The organism is Edaphobacter sp., assembly GCF_028283685.1.
Lineage (GTDB): Bacteria > Acidobacteriota > Terriglobia > Terriglobales > Acidobacteriaceae > Edaphobacter.
In genome coordinates, this window is sequence record NZ_JAPWKF010000007.1 from 840,883 (window position 1) to 858,618 (window position 17,736).

Annotated in this window: 18 protein-coding genes; 12 read left to right on the top strand and 6 right to left on the bottom strand. The window is 59.2% G+C overall.

The genetic code is table 11. The annotated features are described in order from the left end of the window. Positions 1 to 68: 68 nt before the first annotated feature. From alkB to PW789_RS14395, 11 genes are all read left to right on the top strand, one after another. Positions 69 to 722, top strand: coding sequence for a DNA oxidative demethylase AlkB (gene alkB / locus PW789_RS14345; protein ID WP_299377544.1), 654 nt, complete (start codon positions 69 to 71; stop codon positions 720 to 722). A gap of 85 nt (positions 723 to 807) precedes the next feature. After that, positions 808 to 2,076: a competence/damage-inducible protein A gene (locus PW789_RS14350; RefSeq protein ID WP_299377546.1), complete on the top strand. Its 1,269-nt coding sequence runs from the start codon at positions 808 to 810 to the stop codon at positions 2,074 to 2,076. A 70-nt stretch (positions 2,077 to 2,146) separates the two neighbouring features. Further along, entirely contained in the window at positions 2,147 to 2,776 is a 630-nt protein-coding gene (plsY, locus tag PW789_RS14355; protein ID WP_299377548.1) for a glycerol-3-phosphate 1-O-acyltransferase PlsY, read from the top strand. After that, positions 2,773 to 3,771 (top strand): NAD(P)H-dependent glycerol-3-phosphate dehydrogenase, encoded by a 999-nt coding sequence (locus tag PW789_RS14360; RefSeq protein WP_299377550.1) that lies wholly within the window; start codon positions 2,773 to 2,775, stop codon positions 3,769 to 3,771. The genes plsY and PW789_RS14360 overlap by 4 nt, the downstream gene beginning before the upstream one ends. Positions 3,772 to 3,842: 71 nt before the next feature. Next, positions 3,843 to 4,004, top strand: coding sequence for a hypothetical protein (locus PW789_RS14365; RefSeq protein ID WP_299377552.1), 162 nt, complete (start codon positions 3,843 to 3,845; stop codon positions 4,002 to 4,004). Between the two features lie 64 nt (positions 4,005 to 4,068). Further along, on the top strand, positions 4,069 to 4,293 hold the full coding sequence (locus tag PW789_RS14370; protein WP_299377554.1) for a hypothetical protein: 225 nt from the start codon (positions 4,069 to 4,071) through the stop codon (positions 4,291 to 4,293). Between the two features lie 52 nt (positions 4,294 to 4,345). Then, entirely contained in the window at positions 4,346 to 5,338 is a 993-nt protein-coding gene (gene ftsY, locus PW789_RS14375) for a signal recognition particle-docking protein FtsY (RefSeq protein WP_299377556.1), read from the top strand. A 51-nt stretch (positions 5,339 to 5,389) separates the two neighbouring features. Further along, complete coding sequence (ribD, locus tag PW789_RS14380) at positions 5,390 to 6,550, top strand: bifunctional diaminohydroxyphosphoribosylaminopyrimidine deaminase/5-amino-6-(5-phosphoribosylamino)uracil reductase RibD (RefSeq protein ID WP_299377558.1); 1,161 nt, start codon at positions 5,390 to 5,392, stop codon at positions 6,548 to 6,550. A 45-nt stretch (positions 6,551 to 6,595) separates the two neighbouring features. After that, on the top strand, positions 6,596 to 7,261 hold the full coding sequence (locus tag PW789_RS14385) for a riboflavin synthase (protein ID WP_299377560.1): 666 nt from the start codon (positions 6,596 to 6,598) through the stop codon (positions 7,259 to 7,261). A 41-nt stretch (positions 7,262 to 7,302) separates the two neighbouring features. Then, the gene (locus PW789_RS14390) at positions 7,303 to 7,884 is read left to right on the top strand and encodes a DJ-1/PfpI family protein (protein WP_299377562.1); all 582 of its coding nucleotides are present in this window, start codon (positions 7,303 to 7,305) and stop codon (positions 7,882 to 7,884) included. A 98-nt stretch (positions 7,885 to 7,982) separates the two neighbouring features. Next, positions 7,983 to 8,732 carry an SDR family NAD(P)-dependent oxidoreductase gene (locus tag PW789_RS14395; RefSeq protein WP_299377564.1) on the top strand — a complete coding sequence of 250 codons (750 nt, stop codon included), beginning with the start codon at positions 7,983 to 7,985 and terminating at the stop codon, positions 8,730 to 8,732. A gap of 280 nt (positions 8,733 to 9,012) precedes the next feature. Here PW789_RS14395 and rho read toward each other — a convergent pair whose 3' ends face one another. From rho to PW789_RS14410, 3 genes are all read right to left on the bottom strand, one after another. Beyond that, entirely contained in the window at positions 9,013 to 10,263 is a 1,251-nt protein-coding gene (gene rho / locus PW789_RS14400) for a transcription termination factor Rho (RefSeq protein WP_299377566.1), read from the bottom strand. Between the two features lie 184 nt (positions 10,264 to 10,447). After that, positions 10,448 to 10,669 carry a DNA-directed RNA polymerase subunit omega gene (locus PW789_RS14405; protein WP_299377893.1) on the bottom strand — a complete coding sequence of 74 codons (222 nt, stop codon included), beginning with the start codon at positions 10,667 to 10,669 and terminating at the stop codon, positions 10,448 to 10,450. A gap of 626 nt (positions 10,670 to 11,295) precedes the next feature. Continuing rightward, positions 11,296 to 12,873: a YifB family Mg chelatase-like AAA ATPase gene (locus PW789_RS14410; RefSeq protein ID WP_299377568.1), complete on the bottom strand. Its 1,578-nt coding sequence runs from the start codon at positions 12,871 to 12,873 to the stop codon at positions 11,296 to 11,298. A 153-nt stretch (positions 12,874 to 13,026) separates the two neighbouring features. Here PW789_RS14410 and PW789_RS14415 point away from each other — a divergent pair, with 153 nt between their 5' ends. Further along, positions 13,027 to 14,469, top strand: coding sequence for an L-serine ammonia-lyase (locus PW789_RS14415; RefSeq protein ID WP_299377570.1), 1,443 nt, complete (start codon positions 13,027 to 13,029; stop codon positions 14,467 to 14,469). 10 nt (positions 14,470 to 14,479) lie between these two features. Here PW789_RS14415 and PW789_RS14420 read toward each other — a convergent pair whose 3' ends face one another. The 3 genes from PW789_RS14420 to PW789_RS14430 form a co-directional block, all read right to left on the bottom strand. Then, on the bottom strand, positions 14,480 to 15,238 hold the full coding sequence (locus PW789_RS14420; RefSeq protein WP_299377572.1) for a class I SAM-dependent methyltransferase: 759 nt from the start codon (positions 15,236 to 15,238) through the stop codon (positions 14,480 to 14,482). 3 nt (positions 15,239 to 15,241) lie between these two features. Continuing rightward, complete coding sequence (locus tag PW789_RS14425) at positions 15,242 to 16,432, bottom strand: acetyl-CoA C-acetyltransferase (RefSeq protein ID WP_299377574.1); 1,191 nt, start codon at positions 16,430 to 16,432, stop codon at positions 15,242 to 15,244. 389 nt (positions 16,433 to 16,821) lie between these two features. Beyond that, positions 16,822 to 17,643, bottom strand: coding sequence for a hypothetical protein (locus tag PW789_RS14430; RefSeq protein ID WP_299377576.1), 822 nt, complete (start codon positions 17,641 to 17,643; stop codon positions 16,822 to 16,824). Between the last annotated feature and the right edge of the window lie 93 nt (positions 17,644 to 17,736).

Sequence of the window (17,736 nt, forward strand, 5' to 3'; positions counted from 1 at the left end):
TTTTGCGGAGATATCGTTTGAACAAATCGGAGTGCGGCGCCGCGTGCGCGCAGATGGGATGAATCTTCATGAGCGATAACGGAACTCTTTGGCCCCTGGAGACGCCTTCGCAGGAGGGCCTCGCCGACGGCGTGGTGCTGCTGCGAAACTTCTGCGGCAGCGACGCTGCTTCCCTGCTGCAAGAGATCGACACGATTGCTGCCGTCGCGCCGTTCCGTCAGCTGACAGTGCCCGGCGGCCACACCATGTCGGTTGCGATGACGAATACCGGGACCTTCGGCTGGACCTCGGACCGCGCGGGATACCGCTACACCACGAACGATCCCTTGAGCGACAGGCCGTGGCAGCCGATGCCGCGCTCATTTCTCGCACTGGCTGAACTTGCGGCCACCGAAGCAGGCTTTGCTCCATTTACACCGAATGCCTGCCTGATCAACCGCTACGCCGTTGGAGCAAAGTTGTCGCTGCATCAGGATAAGGACGAACTCGATTACACGCATCCCATCGTCTCGGTCTCGCTGGGCCTTCCAGCGACCTTCCTGCTGGGTTCGCTCCAACGCAGCGATACGCCTCGGAGAATTCGCATCGAAAGTGGCGACGTGATGGTCTGGGGAGGACCGGCCCGGCTGATTTATCACGGTGTGGCTCCGATCCGTCCCGGAAGCCACCCACTGACCGGCTCCTTCCGCATCAACCTGACCTTCCGCTGCGTCATGCACTAAAGACAGGCACAGCTGGCGGCAACTTCACTATCATGGAGCAGCAGGCGCTGCACGCGCGAGCGCCGCCAGGACACTACGGCCAAACATGATCGCTGAAATTATCGCTGCCGGATCCGAGATGCTGACGCCGCACCGGCAGGACACGAACTCTCTCTACCTCACCGCACAGCTCAATGAACTCGGCGTGCAGGTCGCATTCAAAACGATCGTCGGCGACAACCTGGGACACCTGACAGGCGCTGCTCGAAATGCCATCGCCAGGGCAGACATTATCATCTTCTCCGGCGGACTTGGCCCCACGGAAGACGATCTGACGCGCGAGGCCGCTGCCTCTGCGCTCGGAGTCGAGCTCCGCCGCGACAATACGATTCTCACCGACCTGCACAAACGGTTCGCTGCGCGGCAGATGGCGATGCCCCCCAACAATGCGAAGCAGGCTGATGTCCTGGACGGAGCGACCGTCCTGCCCAACCCGAACGGCAGCGCGCCCGGGCAGATCTTCGACACGACGGTCGACGGCTTCCGGAAGATCGTGATCCTGCTTCCCGGGCCTCCCGGTGAGCTGAAGCCTCTCTTTCTGCAGCTGGTAAAGCCTGTGCTGGCCGCAACCCTGCCGCCGCGACATATAGCACGACGCATGCTCCGCATGGCCCTCATCCCGGAGTCGCAGGTAGATGCGCGAACGGCTCCGATCTATAAACGGCACGAGGATATCGAGACGACGATCCTCGCGGGCCACGGCGAGATCCAGCTGCACTTTATCGCTGCCAAGAGCACGGCTATCGAGGCGCAAGCGAGGGTCGATGAGCTGGCCGGCCTGATCGAAGCCGAGATGGAAGAGGCTATCTTTTCTTCGCAGGGAGAGAGCCTGGAGGAGGTCGTTCTGCTGATGCTGGGTCTGCGTCACCTGACCCTGGCTGCAGCGGAGAGCTGCACCGGCGGCCTTCTGGCCTCACGCCTGACCGCTGTTCCCGGAAGCTCGCGCTATTTCCTTGGCGGCGCCGTGGTCTACAGCGATCAGTTGAAGACGACATTTACCGATGTTCCGGCCGAGCTGGTCGCTACCGAAGGCCCAGTATCCGAGGCTGTTTGCCGGGCGCTGGCCGAGGGTATCCGCAGGCGCACCGGGGCTTCGATCGGCATCGGCATCACCGGCATCGCCGGACCTACACCGGGCACAGGCCCGGACGCCGAAAAACCCATTGGGCTGGTGTATGTCGGCCTCGCCGACGGTCGAGAGACCCGTGTCAAAGAGCTGCACCTGACCGGCGACCGCGACCGCGTCCGCTGGTGGGCCTCGCAGCATGCCCTGGAACTTATCCGTTTGAGTCTTCTCGAGTTGCAAAGCTTCTGACAACAAACATTCATCGCCACGCGCAGGCGAATCCAGAGCGTAACTTGATAGACTCAACTCCTGTAAGCTCATGACACCCTGGATCACCTCGATAACGCTGGCCTACCTGCTGGGATCTATCCCATTCGGCTATCTGCTGGTGCGCATCTTTCGCAAGCAGGATATCCGCTCCACGGGAAGCGGCAACATCGGAGCAACCAATGTGGCCCGCTCCGGAGCGAAGGGTCTCGGCATTCTCACGCTCGTGCTCGACGCGCTGAAGGGATTTGTCGCCGTCGTCATTGCGCAGCATATTGCATCTCCCTACGGATTTCCTCAGGCGTATGACATCGCCGTGGCCGCCGCGCTGGCGGCCGTGCTCGGTCACTGCTTCCCGGTTTGGCTTGGATTTCGCGGCGGTAAAGGGGTGGCGACGGCTCTGGGCGTCTTCTTCGCACTGGTTCCCTTGACCACCGTTCTCTACCTGCTGGGAGTCTTTCTTCTCATCGTGTTGATCACACGATATGTCTCGCTGGCCTCGATCGTTGCGGCTGCGCTGTTTCCCCTGTTTGCTCTGCCGCATGCTCCTGCGCGGACGCCGATTCTCGTGACTGGCTACATTCTGATTCCCCTCATCGTCATCGTGAAGCATCACCAGAACATTCGCAGGCTCCTCTCAGGAACCGAAAACAGATTTGGTTCGCGAAAGGTGGCAGCTTGAGCCGGATTGCAATTCTTGGAGCAGGAGCCTGGGGGACAGCGCTGGCGATCTCACTGGCTCGCCGTGGCGGGCACAACATCACGCTCTGGTCACACTCTCCCGCGCTGGCAGAGCAACTCACTGAGACTGGCGAGAATCTGCCATACCTGCCGGGTTATACCCTCCCGTTCGACGTCAAAGTGACCAGCGATCTCCCTGCCGCCATCTTTGAGATGGATATCCTGCTGTGCGTCACACCATCGCAGCATCTACGCGGCATCCTGGCGCATGTTGCACCGCTGCTGACCAAGAACCAGGTCATTCTTTCAGCATCGAAGGGCATCGAAGAAGGCTCCTTTCTGCGCATGACGCAGGTGATCTCTTCGATCACGCCAAATCCCGTGGGTGTGCTCTCAGGTCCGACGTTTGCGCAGGAAGTCGCTGCCGGAAGTCCTTCCGCGATCGTCGCTGCCTGTACGGACGGCAAGCTGGCACATATGCTCCAGAAGGAGTTCTCCTCCGCTTCGCTGCGTGTCTATACCAACGACGATGTGACAGGCGTGGAGCTGGGTGGAGCGCTGAAGAATGTCATTGCTCTGGCATCGGGTGTCGTCACCGGGCTCAACCTTGGCCACAACTCTGCTGCGGCGCTCATCACGCGCGGAATCGCCGAGATCACCCGCCTTTCCGTGGCCTGCGGCGGCCGCCGTCAGACACTGGCTGGGCTGGCGGGCATCGGCGATCTGGTGCTGACAGCAACCGGCCCCCTCTCGCGCAATCGCACCGTCGGCGTGGAGCTCGGACGTGGCCGCAAGCTGGAAGAGATTCTGGCCGGCATGGGCGGGAAGGTCGCCGAAGGTGTCCGCTCCACCGCGTCGGCCCTCGGCCTGGCTGCACGGTACGGTGTCGAGATGCCGATCACGGAACAGGTCGACGCCATCCTGCATCACGACAAAAAGCCAGCCGACGCCATCCGTGACCTGATGAGCCGTCCGGGACGAGACGAATACTCCTAACGCCTTCTGTTGTCGATTCAGCGTCTTCAGCCACGTTGCGATTCAGCGCCTTCTGCGCTCTAATGACTCCCATGCACGACGATCATAAACACCGCCAGCACATTCCTCCTCCTGATCCCCCTTTCGAAAAAGATGGGCGGCTCTTCAAGCCTCTCCACGTCGTCCTCGGGGCCATCGTGCTGATTGCACTGCTGATCCTGTTCATCGTCCGGGTTGCCAAGATCGGCATCTAGTGTCCTGACTGGCACCGATCCAGAAGAGTAGACCTGGTCTGTGGATTCGGCATCCTAGTCCTCCATGACAGAGCCGATTGAATCAACCCGAAACGATCCCACGCCGGAAGAACGAGTCGGCGACTCGAAGTTCCTGCCAGTTATCGTCGCGGCAGGTGTTGCTCTCATCGTCATTCTTCTTGCTGCTGTCATCTTCGTAAAAAGCAGAGGCAAGGAGATCGTCCCCGACAAGACGACGCCTCCGTCCTCGCAGGTCATTCTGCAGGCGCCTGCAACTCGAGCAGCATAAAGGTTTTGTTCAGCCCATGCGGGATGCTTGAATCCGCTAAACTGAGAGAGGTATGGTCTTCTCGTCTCTCTTCGGCAAGCGTCCCGCTGAGCCTGAAAAACCGGAATCAGCTCCTGAGGAACCGGAGCAGAAGCTCGGTTTCTTCGACCGCATGCGACAGGCGGTCAGCCGCACGCGTGAATCGCTGTCTGAGTCTCTTGGCTCGGTGGTCGCACTCACCCGCGAAGTCGATCAGGCCTCACTCGATGATCTGGAGCCACGCCTCCTTGCCGCCGATATCGGAAGCGCAACCACGGCCATCATCATGGAGAATCTCCGGCAGCGCGCCATGCGTACCGGAATTGAGAGCGGAGCCCAGCTCAAGGAGATTCTAAAGAACGAGTTGCGCCAGATTCTTGATGGTGTCTCCACAACGATTCATCACCCCGCTGCTCCGCCCGAGGTGATCCTGATGGTGGGCGTGAACGGCACTGGAAAGACCACGACCACGGGCAAGCTGGCCAACCTCTATAAGTCGCAGGGTAAGAGCGTGTTGCTGTGCGCAGCCGATACGTTTCGCGCCGCAGCGATCGAGCAGTTGGAGGTATGGTCGCAGCGCTCAGATGTTCCCATCATCAAAACCAAGCAGGGCGGCGATCCCTCGGCCGCCCTCTACGATGCTCTGACCGCGTCGAAGTCTCGCGGCACCGACATCATGATCGCCGACACAGCCGGTCGCCTTCACACCAAGACCGACCTGATGAAGGAGCTGGATAAGATGCGCCGTACCTGCGAAAAGCTGGTGCCTGGCGCTCCGCACCAGACCTTCCTGGTGATGGATGCCACGACCGGACAGAACGGCCTGCAGCAGGCGCGTCTGTTTACGGAGGCGGCACGCGTCTCAGGCATCGTACTCACCAAGCTCGACGGCACGGCAAAGGGCGGCATCGTGCTCGCCATCGCCACGGAGTTGAAGCTGCCTGTTCTGTACGCCGGAATCGGCGAGAAGATCGACGACCTGATTCCCTTCGACAGCAACGCCTTCGTCGATTCGCTGGTGGGGTAACCCGGCCCCGTGCCTGCAGCGACTACGGCAACGCGCTATCCTCAACAAGGCATGGCCTCCACGAGCCCAGCAGCGATTCAGGAACAGGACGAACTCTTCATGCAGCGAGCACTGACGCTCGCAAAGCAGGCGACGGCTCTCGCCAGTCCCAATCCCCAGGTAGGCTGCGTCATCGTCCGCACCGAAGCCAACGACGAGGTCCTCGGCGAGGGAGCACATCTCTACGACAACTATGACCATGCCGAGATCGTCGCGCTGAAACAGGTCGCGGCGAGGGGCCTCTCTGCCTTCGGCGCAACGGCCTACGTCACCCTGGAGCCGTGTAGCCATCATGGCCGGACCGGACCCTGCGCAGACGCCCTGGTCGCCGCAGGTATTGCGCGCTGCGTCGTCGCCACAACCGATCCCAACCCCCTGGTCTCAGGCCGCGGCGTGGAGAAACTGCGGCAAGCCGGAATCAACGTCACCGTCGGCGTCCTCGAAAAGGAGGCGCGAGAACTCAACGACGCGTTCGCGCACTTCATCCGCAACAGCACTCCCTTTGTCACGCTTAAAGCAGCACTATCCTCCGATGGCAAGCTGGCCCCGCCTCCGGCATCCCGCTTCCCGAACCAGCCGCACTGGCTGACCGGACCGGCATCTCGAGCCGAGGTCCAGGTGCTGCGACACGCCTCCGATGCAATACTGACAGGCATCGGCACGGTACTGGCCGACAATCCCCAGCTGACTGACCGTACCGAGGAGCCGCGACGCAGGCCTCTGCTGCGTATCGTGATGGACACGCACCTTCGCCTTCCGCTCGACTCCCATCTGGTGTGGTCGGCAAAGCGGGATCTCCTCGTGCTCGCGGGGCCGACGGCTTCGGCATCGCGCATCGAAGGACTCACGTCGCGGGGCGTCGAGGTAGAAGTCCTTCCGGAGCACGCAGGACGACTCTCCCTGCCAGCTGCTCTCAACCTGCTCGGAGAACGCAAGATCCTCAGCCTGCTGCTTGAATCCGGCTCGCATCTGAATGGAGCCTTCCTGCGTCAGAACCTGGTCGACAAAGCCGTGTTCTTTCACGCAGATGCCCAACTGGGTGAGGATGCCATCCCATTTGCCCACGGAGCCGATCCGGCGTTCGCCGTGGAACAGTCCCTGCTACGGCCCACAGTGACCACCTACGGGGCCGACACCTGCATCTCTGGCTACCTGCATGACCCGTGGGCATGAGGCGTCGATGGCTCAACCGAGGTGCCACACTGATACCCTGTAACTATGTTTACCGGCCTGATTGAAACCACCGGAAAAGTTCTCGTCGTGACACCAAATGCCGGCGTCACCCGCATCACAATCTCGGCACCCGCTCCCTTGGTCACCCGTCTGAATACCGGCGACTCGGTGGCCGTGAGCGGTGTCTGCCTGACGGCACTCGACATTGAGCCCAACGCCTTTCCGCCGCGCTTCTCTGCCGATCTGGCTGCAGAAACCATCACACGCACAACCCTTTCGCGACTGAAGGCGGATACCCTGGTCAATCTTGAGCTGCCAACTCCAGCCGGATCTCCTCTGGGAGGTCATGTTGTCCAGGGACACGTCGATGGCACCGCTACGCTGATAGCACTTGAGCCTCTGACTGCCGATACGGAGACGACGGACTATCGGCTCCGCTTCGCGATTCCGGGAGCACTGACAAAGTATGTTGTGGAGAAGGGCTCGATCACCGTGGAAGGAATCTCTCTGACCGTGGCCTCCATCCACGGCAACGAGGTTGAGATCGCCATCATTCCGCACACCTTCGGCGCAACGAATCTGCGTACATTGGCTCCTGGAGAGGCGCTGAATATCGAAGTGGATGTACTGGGCAAGTATGCCGAGCGCCAGGGGGCCAGCGAAGCCGGCTTCGAGCTGAATGAGGCATACCTGATCGCGAACGGCTACTAGAGCCACAAACATCTGCTGCTAGGAAGACAAGGAAGACTGATATGACGTCCGCAAAGATTCTTCTGCTCGCCGGCGACTTCGTCGAAGACTACGAGATCATGGTTCCCTTCCAGACCCTTCAGGTTCTGGGACATACCGTTCACGCCGTCTGCCCGGAGAAGAAGGCCGGCGATCACGTGCGAACGGCAATCCATGACTTCGAGGGGGACCAGACCTACTCGGAGAAGCCCGGGCACAACTTTGTGCTCAATGCGACCTTCGCCGAGATCAAGCCGCAGGATTACGACGCGCTCGTGATTCCCGGCGGCCGCGCGCCGGAGTACCTGCGGCTGAACAAGCGTGTGCTTGAGATCATTCGCTACTTCGACAGCGCCGATAAGCCGATCGCAGCTATTTGCCATGGCCCACAGCTGCTGGCAGCTGCCCGCGTCATCGCGGGGAAGCGTGTCAACGCCTACCCGGCCTGTGCCCCCGAGGTAGAGTTGGCAGGCGCAACCTTCGTCTCGCTTGAAGTTACGGAGGCTGTCACTGACGGCAAGCTGGTTACCGGCCCGGCATGGCCCGCGCACCCTGCGTGGCTGACGCAGTTCCAGCAGGTCCTGCTGCGTCATCTCCAGGCATAATTTCCACAGATTTCCATCCCTTCTCTGAATCTTGTTCTGGCTTGCCGAATCAATTTGACAGTTGTCTAATTATCGACAAAAGGATTGAGGCAGACGAGATGAGCAAGCTTACAGGTAAAGTCGCAGTGGTTACGGGAGCATCGAAGGGTATCGGAGCGGACATCGCAAAGGGCTTTGCCGCGGAGGGAGCTTCCGTCGTCGTGAACTACGCGTCCAGCAAGGAAGGCGCGGAGAAGATTGTCACCGAGATCACCAAGACCGGCGGCAAGGCCATCGCAGTCCAGGGTGATGTAGCGAAGGAAGACGACGTTGTGCGCATCTTTGCCGAGACGAAGAAGGCCTTCGGCAAGCTGGACGTCCTGGTCAACAACGCCGGTGTCTACCAGTTCGCCCCCATCGAGACCGTCGACACCGAGTTATTCAATCGCCTCTTCAAGACGAATGTTCTCGGCACCCTGCTCGCAACCCGCGAAGCGGTCAAGCTCTTCGGCGAGGACGGTGGCAGCGTTATCAACGTTGGATCAGCAGCCACGGAGCTGAATCCGCCCACGAGCTCGGTTTATACGGCGACGAAGGGCGCGGTTGATTCCATCACCGCCGTCCTGGCGAAGGAGCTTGGCGCGAAGAAGATCCGCGTGAACTCACTGAACCCCGGCATGATCGAAACCGAGGGAACGCACACCGCTGGCTTCATCGGTTCGGATTTTCAGAAAGGCGTTGAGGCCGATGCGCCTCTCGGCAGGATCGGACAGGTCAGCGACCTGACACCAATCGCCGTCTTCCTCGCATCGTCTGATTCAGGATGGCTGACCGGAGAGACTCTGGTCGCCTCGGGCGGACACCGCTAAGAACGCGTGTCTCCCACACCTGAAGATAAGGCGCAGATCCCATCTCTGCGCCTTATCTTTTTTTCTTGAAGTTGAATCAGGCTCCAGCTGGCACAAGACTGATACCGGGTCAAGAAGCTTCAGGACCTGCGGCGAACTTAATCAGGAAGCGGATTAGAGTCCTGAGTGCTGTGACGTTTTAAGCGGTGACGTTTTAAAAAGGATGGGTGCGCTTCACCAGGAAGCGCACCCATCATCGCCGGTCCAGCACCACCCGGACCCGGTGATTTTTTAATTGCCCTTAGATCGAGCTCATGTTGTGCAGGAATTCCTGGTTGTTCCTCGTCTTCGCCAGCTTGTCGGTCAGAAGCTCCATCGCTTCCACCGGGCTGAGGGGGTTGAGAACCTTGCGGAGCACCCAGATGCGCTGCAGGTCTTCCTTCGGAATCAGCAACTCTTCCTTACGCGTGCCGGAGCGCTGAATGTCGATCGCCGGGAAGACGCGCTTGTCGACCAGCTTGCGGTCGAGGATGACTTCCATGTTGCCGGTACCCTTGAACTCTTCAAAGATAACCTCGTCCATCCTGGAGCCGGTATCGACCAGCGCCGTGGCGATGATGGTCAGCGAACCGCCCTCTTCGATGTTGCGGGCGGCACCGAAGAAGCGCTTCGGACGCTGCAGCGCGTTGGAGTCCACACCGCCCGAGAGAACCTTGCCGCTCGGCGGAACGATGGTGTTGTAGGCGCGGGCCAGACGGGTGATCGAGTCCAGCAGAATCACGACATCGCGCTTGTGCTCGACCAGGCGCTTGGCCTTTTCGATGACCATCTCGGCCACCTGGACGTGACGGGCAGCCGGCTCGTCGAAGGTCGAGCTGATAACCTCGCCCTTCACCGAACGCTGCATATCCGTAACTTCTTCCGGACGCTCGTCGATGAGCAGAACGATCAGGACGACTTCTGGATGATTGGCCGTAATCGAGTTCGCAATCGACTGCAGCAGCATCGTCTTACCGGTGCGCGGCGGAGCGACGATCAAACCACGCTGCCCCTTGCCCACCGGGGTGAGCAGGTCCATTACTCGGCCGGAGATGTTGTCGCGGACCGTCTCCATCTTGACGCGCTCCTCTGCGTACAGAGGGGTGAGGTTGTCAAAGAGAATTTTGTTGCGGGTCTCTTCGGGCGACTCAAAGTTGATCGCCTCGATCTTGACCAGCGCAAAGTACTTCTCGCCCTCGTGCGGGGGACGGACGTTACCGGAGATCGTGTCGCCGGTCTTCAGGTCGAACTTGCGGATCTGGGACGGTGAAACATAGATGTCGTCGGGACCAGGCAGGTAGTTGTAATCGGGAGACCGGAGAAAGCCGTAGCCGTCGGGAAGAATCTCCAGGACGCCTTCGGCGAAGATGTGGCCTTCTTTTTCGCTCTGCGCCTGCAGAATCTTGAAGATAAGGTCCTGCTTGCGGAGACCGCTGGTGCCAGCGATATCGAGGCCACGTGCGAGCTTACCAAGCTCTGCAATATTGTGTTCTTTCAACTCAGAAATGGTCATTTTTACCTTGAGATAGATAGGAGGGATTGGAATGCTGTAGGGGCGGGATCTGCTACGGAGGGGTATTGCGGAAAGGACCTGCAGAACTTCTTTGCTGCTTTCGGGAGATTATAGGGTCTCCCCGAAGTTGAGAAAATGCTTTTCCTGCGAAAAAAATAGCAATGAACGATGGAACTGCCGCGCGTTATGCCGCGCGGCGATCCTGAACCTGAATCTTTTCGACCGGGGCTTCAGCCTGGCCGTTCATCGGAGCTGCGTCCTTGAAACGGTCAAGGACTTCGTTCGTCGTGTCCTGGAGGCGGGTGTTGGGCTTGTGGAGCTTACGGGTCGCCTTGGAGGCGAGCTGGCAAAGCTCATAACGGTTCTTCACGTGGGTGAGTGCTCCAAAAATCAGATCTGAGCGCATCATCTTCTCCTTAATTCTTCAATCTTTGTCGCGGGCAGATGAGCGTTCAACACCGGGCACTGCTCGCAATCTTTGTCCTGCTGCTTCTTGACTTTCAAGAAGTTTTCAACCGATGACCCGAAGGTCATTGTTTCCGACGTCACACTGTATTTGACGCAGCTCCCTCACGAAGGGTTCCGCAATAATTCTGTAAATAATTCAATCAAAACTGTTTAATGCCAAAATCGAACACAAATCATGTACCGCATTCCCACTAAAGGGGATACGTTGTCACTACCCTGTCTGCCCTTTATTTCGCCAGCGACCAGCGCCTGAGGTATCAGCAAAGCAAGCAGAGAAGAGCTGCCCGCAATTACGACACACGGGCGCTGTAACCGGGCTACCCGTATCGTGCACAGGCCCACTGGACCCGCCGGGAACAACCTCGACCTCAAGAAAAGTAAATCTTATTGAGGTCAAGGTCAATATTTATTTTGGAAGTCTGTGGAAAGAAAACTTCTATAAAGTGAATTTCTGATGACTGACCGTCGGTTTCATTGGCCTTCCCCATCCACCGCCCGCATGTCGTAACTGAAAACCGGAACCTCCCGGAAAAATCCGCAATTTATCCACTTATTTTCAACAGGTTAGGACCAGTAACTTCGGTCCAGCGTCCGATACTGAATGGCCTCCGCGATATGTGGGGTCAGCACCAGCTCCGATCCCGCCAGATCTGCGATCGTCCGTGCCACCTTGAGGATACGGTCGTGGGCCCGGGCGCTCAGCCCCTGCTGCTGCATCGCCCTTTCCAGCAACCTCTCCGCATCCGGCTGGAGGGCGCAGAATGTCCGGATCTGCTGAGTGAGCATCTGGGAGTTGGAGTAAATCTGGCGCGCCGCGGTCCGGGCTGCAGGCTTCGCGGCGCTGAAGCGATCATGCTGCCGGCGGCGGGCTGACAGCACGCGCTCGCGAATCTCGGCAGAACCCTCGGTCGCCGCACCGCCGCGCAGCTCCTTGTATTCCACGGCGGGGACCTCAATATGGATATCGATGCGATCGAGTAGAGGTCCACTAACCTTCGAGACATATCGTTGGATCATGGGAGGAGTACACATGCACTCCCTTCGCTTGTCATTAAAGTAGCCGCATGGGCAGGGATTCATGGCGGCGGCCAGCATGAAGCGCGCGGGAAAGCTGAGACTCATTGAGGCACGCGCAATGGTCACCGTGCCATCTTCCAACGGCTGACGCAGCACCTCGAGGACATTGCGGGGGAACTCCGGGAGTTCGTCCAGAAAGAGAAGGCCATTGTGTGACAGCGAGACCTCGCCCGGGCGAGGTACGATGCCGCCACCGATCAGACCGGCGTCCGAGATCGTGTGGTGCGGCGAGCGAAACGGACGCTGCGTCACCAGGCCCTGCTCAGCGTCGAGCACTCCCGCGACGGAATGAATCTTCGTCGTCTCCAGTGCTTCTTCAAACTTCAAGGGCGTCAAAATGGAAGGCAGGCGTTTGGCGAGCATCGTCTTGCCGGAGCCCGGCGGCCCGATCATAAGGATGTTGTGGCCACCGGCGGCGGCAACCTCCAGCGCACGCTTGGCGACATGCTGACCGCGAACATCTTTAAAGTCGAAGGCAAAGTGCTGCGTCTCTTCAAGCAGGGCGCCTGGCTGAAAGGCCATCGGAAGTGGAGGCGTTCCGCTCGCCGTGGCATTAAGCAGCTCTCGCACCTCAAGCAGGCTGTGAACCGGGTAGACATTCACGCCTTCGACCACCGCAGCCTCACGCGCATTCTTCGCAGGCACCACCAGATGCCTGATGCCGTTGGCCCGTGCAGCGACTGCGATAGGAAGCGCACCGGGCACAGCGCGTACAGTGCCATCCAGGCCCAACTCTCCCACCAGAAGAAAGTCGGAGAGATCCTTGATGGTCAGTGCACCGTACGCTCCAAGAATCCCGATCGCGATCGGCAGATCGAAACCCGACCCCTCTTTTTTGAGATCAGCCGGAGCCAGGTTGATGGTGATGCGGGTGGGTGGAATCTCGAAGCCAGAATTTTTGATAGCCGATCGAACACGATCGCGGCTCTCGCGCACAGCGGCGTCCGGAAGCCCGACCGTACTGAAGGTCTCTTTATCGATCTTGATCTGCGAGAAGTCAATTTCGACGTCGATGAGATGTGCGTCGATTCCGTAGACAGCAGCGCTGCGGGCCTTGAAGAGCATTCTATGTGCCTGATGAATCCTTGAGGCGGAAAGTGTGCGCCGAGTATAGCATCGCAACGGCTCGCTTCCCTGTGGCACAAAGGTCGTAGAATCACCAGCTCATACCTCACAACCTCCTTGGGACAGAGTGGGCATCGCGCCTACAATAACTTCGTGAACACGAGCCTCTTCGAGCTCTTCAAGATCGGCATCGGCCCCTCCAGCTCTCACACGGTTGGCCCCATGCGGGCAGCGTTGCGCTTTGTCCAGTCACTCGACCTCGCAGAACAGCTTGATCGTGTTGAACGCGTCACCGTCAACCTCTACGGCTCTCTTGCATTGACCGGCCACGGACACGGCACCGACCGCGCCATCCTGCTTGGGCTGATGGGTGAGGCTCCGGACACCGTCGATCCGAGCGTGATCGACGCGGAGCTGGCAGCCGTACGCGACACCGGAACGCTATACCTCCTCGATCGTGAGGCGATTCCATTTGTCGAAGCAAACGACCTTCTCTTTCATCGCGATCAGATGTATCCCGATGCAGAGCAGCCGACTCATCCCAACGGCATGCGCTTCACTGCCTTTACGCAGGAAGGAATCCTCGCCCAGGAGATCTTTTATTCCGTCGGTGGCGGCTTCATCCTCTCGTCCGAACAGTTCGAGGCTCAGCTGGCCAATACTTCAACGACAGCGCGCTCAGTTCCCTTCCCCTTTTCGAGTGCTGCCGAACTGTTGCGCATCGCCACGGAAAACAGGATCGGCATCGCGGAGCTTCTGTTGGCGAATGAGGTCGCTCTGCTTGCGGACGAATCCATTACGCGTCCATCGACCACTGGCGACAGCGAGACGGCCTCGCCCGAGGAGCGCGTCAAGCAGAGCATTCTGTCTCTCTGGAGAACGATGCGGCAGTGCACGGAACGCGGACTGGCAACGGAGGGTATTCTTCCGGGCGGCCTGAATGTTCGACGCCGCGCGCCGAGGCTTGCACGCCGCCTGGAGACAGAGGGCGCGCGCGACCCCTTAGCGCCGCTCGACTGGGTCACGGTCTATGCCATGGCCGTTAATGAAGAGAACGCCGCGGGCGGGCGCGTGGTCACCGCTCCCACCAATGGAGCCGCCGGGGTCATCCCGGCCATCGCACACTACTATCAACGCTTTACGTCCGAGGCCAGCGACGAGGGCCTACTGCGCTACTTCTTGACCGCCGCCGCTATCGGCATTCTCTATAAGGAGAACGCCAGCATCTCCGGCGCCGAGGTTGGTTGCCAGGGCGAGGTTGGCGTGGCCTGTTCCATGGCAGCCGGCGGGTTGGTTGCCGCTCTGGGTGGAACCAACCAGCAGGTGGAACACGCTGCCGAGATCGCCATGGAGCATAACCTCGGCATGACCTGCGATCCCATCGGAGGGCTGGTACAGATTCCCTGTATCGAACGCAACGGCATGGGTGCCGTAAAAGCCATCAACGCCGCACGCATGGCAATGCACGAGACCGGCGGCCACAAGCTATCGCTCGATCAGGTGATCGCGACCATGTATCAGACCGGTCTTGATATGCAGTCGCGCTACAAGGAGACATCGCTGGCAGGTCTCGCTCTGAATGTCATCGAGTGTTAAAAGTGCTTCCCTATCGCGGAAGCCTGCCGATGTTGATCCAGTATCGCGACTCAAGCACGAAGCTGCCGTTTGAAGCGTACCCTTCGTAAAGCGAGCGCAGAGCGGTTTCGAACGCGGCATAGTTATCAGCCTCGCGCGACGGAGCGTGCGAAAGCGACATCACCATGCCGTGCAGCGCCTCCCAGTCCAGCTTCATGGAGGAGAGGATCTCGCGTCGATAGAGATCGCGTGTCAGATACGTCTCCAGACTGCGATAGATGGAGTAGCCGGCATGGGTGTCAGCGTGCTCGGGGGAGAATTGACGCAGGAGCTGTTCCAGCAGAATATTCTCCTCGCGACCTTTCTCCGTGCGTCCCAGCGCGATGATGGCAATCCATCCATCTGACTTAAGGATGCGGCGAAACTCCGCCATGGATCGTTCCGGATCAAACCAGTGCATAGCGCGGCCTGCGGTTACCAGGTCGACGGAGTGGTCGGGAAGTCCTGTCTGCTCCGCGATCCCATCCACGATCGTCAGCGTCATTCCACGATGAAGCTCCGTGCAGGTGTCGCGCATCTCTGCGTTCGGCTCAACGGCAACAACAGGGTTGCCGTTCGATAGAAAGACATCGGCCAGCATACCGGTACCTGCGCCGACGTCAGCGATCAGCCACTCCGGCACCAGACCGCAGTGCTGCCGCAGGATGGGCAACAACACATCCGGTGCATAGCGTTCACGGTAACGATCGTAGTCGGTGACCTTGCCATCAAAACGGCGAACGGACTTCATTCTCTATTCTCTCTCCACGGCCAGAGCAACCGAGTTCCCTCCGCCCAGACAGAGGGCAGCGACACCACGCTTCGCATCGCGCCGCACCATCTCGTGAATCAGTGTGACGAGGACGCGCGCACCGCTGGCGCCGATGGGATGACCGATGGCGACCGCTCCGCCGTTCACATTGATCCTGTCCAATGGAAGCCCCAGTTCTCTTGCAACCGCAATAGCCTGAACGCTGAAGGCCTCGTTCAACTCGTAGAGGTCCACGGAATCGCGATCCCACCCGGCCCGCTCAAGCACACGCTGCACTCCGATGACTGGCGCCATCATCACCCACCTGGGAGCGATGCCGCTGACTGCCTGCGCTTTGATGGTGACCAGCGGTTTAAGCCCGATCTCCCTGGCTCTTCCTGCTGACATCACAACCACAGCCGCAGCAGCATCGTTTACACCAGGAGCATTCCCAGCCGTCACCGTGCCATCGCTCTTGAAGGCAGGCCGTAGCGAGGCAAGCGTCTCGATCGATGCGTCCTCGCGAATGCTTTCATCGTTTGTCACGACAGTCGCGCTTGCACCTTTTCTGACGCCGGGCACAGTAACGGGAACGATCTGGCTGTCGAAGCGATGTTCGCGCCGCGCCGCCGCCGCCCGACGATGTGACTCGAGCGCGTAACCATCCTGCTGCTCTCGCGTGATATGAAACTGTTCCGCAACCAGCTCTGCGGTCATGCCCATGTGCTGATGATCGCAGGCGCACCAGAGTCCGTCCTGGATCATGGCATCGACAGCCGTGGCATCGCCCATCCGCATTCCTTTACGGGCAGTCGGAAGAAGATACGGAGCATTCGACATCGACTCCATTCCACCGGCGACGACGATCTCATTGTCTCCACACAAGATGCTCTGCGCCGCGAGCGCCACAGCACGCAATCCGCTGCCGCACACCATGTTGATGGTGAGCGCAGAGACCCTGTCGGCAAGCCCAGCTTGCAATGCTGCCTGCCGCGCGGGGTTCTGTCCCAGGCCTGCGGCAATCACACAACCCATGATGCACTCATCGACAGAAGCCGCGTCGATATTGGCCTTTTGCACTGCATGCTGCACGGCAACGGCACCAAGTTCGATAGCGGAAAGCTGCGAGAGGGCTCCCTGAAACTTGCCGACAGGAGTTCGCACAGCGGACACGATTGCAACGTCGTTTCTCATGAAGTCCTCCATCGCAGAGCATCCATCAAACAGCTTCCGCTTCGCGCCATCTCACAGCACAACATATTCTTTGTAACGCCAAAGTGTGAGACGCCGTTTCGCTTCGTTGTGTACTCCCAGAACGAGCCTAAAAAAAATCGGCGAAGCATTCGATTTCTCTTGACAGTTAATTTTCGTAAAACTATACCTTCGTTAGCTGCAATGCAGCTTGTTGAAGGGTCCATGTCTAATCACTAGGGAGAATAGGCAAATGGCAACCAAGAAGGCAGCTAAGAAAGCAGTCAAGAAGTCAGCTAAGAAGACCGCAAAGAAAAAGTAGTTTCAACCAAGGCAAAGCAAAAACGGGGGACGCGATCAGCGTCCCCCGTTCTGCGTCTACAGCCACTTCGCTATTGCGAGACGGCCTTGTTCTTCGGCGTTGAAAGATAGCCCGTGACTTTGTTCTTATCGATCGAGTTCACAACCAGTTCAAACAGCGCGGGATCCTTACCGGTATAGAACTGCACCGGCTCGTCGAGCCCCTTGTCCTTCTTCTCGATCACCCTGTCGTCAGCACTGACGTTCAGCGTGTAGCGGGAGTGCTTCTGGTCAGCCTTCTTCAACTGCAGCTTGATCGTCGACAGCAACGTGGGTTGAGCGCCCTTCTGCAGAGTGAACTCGTAGTAGTTTCGATCCCCTCTGTGCTTCAGGATCTCAACCTCGTCGTGATTCTTGGCGATCAGGCCACTCATCACACCGGCGTCGCCAACCACGCGCGTCAGCTGTGTCTTGGTCTGCTCGAGATCAGTCTTGGTGGCGGCAACATCGGTCTTGACGCCGCCCACGTCTGTCTTAACGCTGGAGACCTCGGTCGAAACAGCTCCGATCTGCTTCTGAGTCGCCGCCTGCGCCTCCTGCATCTTGGCCTCGGCCGCTCTCTGCTGGGAGATGATGTTCTGCGTGCGAAGCTCAATCTGGCGTTGCGTCATGCCGACGCTCTGGCCGAGTGTCTCGCTGGTAGCGCGCAGACGTGCGTTCGTCGCCTCCAGCTTCTGTGTAAGGTCACCGTTCTTCTGCACCTCAACCGTCAGCTTCTTCTGTGTGTCGCCCAGATCTTTCTGAATGCTGTAGCACCAAAAAAGACCTCCAAGGCCTGCCAGCAGCGCTACAGCTACTGCGCCCAGCAGGGCTCCGGAGACCGACCGCTGCTCTACATATTCTTCTTCACTCATCGCTTTCTCCTTACAGAAGCATGAACGTAAGACGTTTTGCGGCCCGAGACATCACGACAATTTTCGTGCGCTAAACGTTCATTCCAAACTATA